The following is a 1,220-nucleotide window of genomic DNA, read 5'->3' on the forward strand; positions in this document are numbered from 1 at the left end:
GATCGTTAATTATTTTTTGCCGAATAGCTTCATGGCGTATCGTTACCGGTGTAATGATAGGCATGATGGTAATGTCTTATCTATTTAATGTTATTGGATCAACGACTAATCCTTTATTTGCGATGCCCTGGTACTGGCATTTGGTACTAGGCGGTTTTGCTTTTGGCATGATGTTTATGGCGACTGATCCTGTTTCGGCTTCTTTTACCAATAAAGGTAAATGGGCATACGGAATATTGATCGGTGTAATGTGTGTTCTCATCAGAGTCATTAATCCTGCTTATCCGGAAGGGATGATGTTGGCAATTCTGTTTGCTAACTTATTTGCGCCTCTGTTTGATTATCTGGTAGTTCAGGCAAATATTAAACGGAGAAAAGCCCGTGGCTAACAATAAAATAAAAAATCCAAAAGATAGCGTCGGCAGAACATTTCTTGTGGTATTTATTCTGTGTTTAGTATGTTCAGTAGTTGTATCTGGTGCAGCGGTAGGTTTGAAGTCTAAACAGCAAGCGCAAAAATTATTAGATAAGCAACGTAATATTCTTGATGTTGCTGGTTTACTCAAACCAAAAATGTCAGCTGAAGAGATACAATCTCTTTATAATACTCGTGTTAGCGCTAAGATTTTGGATTTCAACACAACTGAAATATCAAATAGTAATGGTAACTTCGATCTTAATAGTCAGCTACGTAATGATGAAACCCGAATTGCATTATCTCCTGAACAGGATGTTGCTAAGATCCGTTATAGAGCCAACTCGGCAGAAATTTATTTAGTCAACAATGATAATGGAAAAACCATCGCACTGGTGTTACCGGTTTATGGTTCTGGCTTATGGTCGGTAATGTATGCTTTTATCGCTGTTGATATAGATGGTACAACATCACGAGGTATAACTTATTATTCTCATGGTGAAACGCCAGGTCTAGGTGGCGAGGTAGATAATCCACAATGGCGCGCTCAATGGATTGGTAAAAAACTTTATAATCAACAAGGGAAACCAACGATAAAAATTGTGCGTGGTGGAGCATTAGATGGTCCCTCTAGTATCGATTGCCTATCAGGGGCAACACTGACATCAAACGGTATCCAGAATATGTTTGATTTCTGGTTGGGTAATAATGGTTTTGGCCCATTCCTGAATAAAGTACGCAAAGGAGCGTTAAATCATGGCTGATCATAAAGAGATTAAACGCGTTCTAATTGGACCTTTATTGG

General features: G+C 38.7%; 2 protein-coding genes. Both read left to right on the forward strand.

Annotation, left to right across the window (positions count from 1 at the left end; translation table 11 throughout):
- Positions 1 to 389, forward strand: a 389-nt coding sequence (locus tag CBG25_RS09265; protein ID WP_290606195.1) for an RnfABCDGE type electron transport complex subunit D, incomplete at its 5' end; no start/stop codon positions are given.
- On the forward strand, positions 382 to 1,179 hold the full coding sequence (locus CBG25_RS09270; RefSeq protein WP_290606197.1) for a Na(+)-translocating NADH-quinone reductase subunit C: 798 nt from the start codon (positions 382 to 384) through the stop codon (positions 1,177 to 1,179). The genes CBG25_RS09265 and CBG25_RS09270, both read left to right, overlap by 8 nt.
- The last annotated feature ends 41 nt before the right edge of the window (positions 1,180 to 1,220 follow it).

Source organism: Arsenophonus sp. ENCA (assembly GCF_002287155.1).
Classification (GTDB): Bacteria; Pseudomonadota; Gammaproteobacteria; order Enterobacterales; family Enterobacteriaceae; genus Arsenophonus; species Arsenophonus nilaparvatae.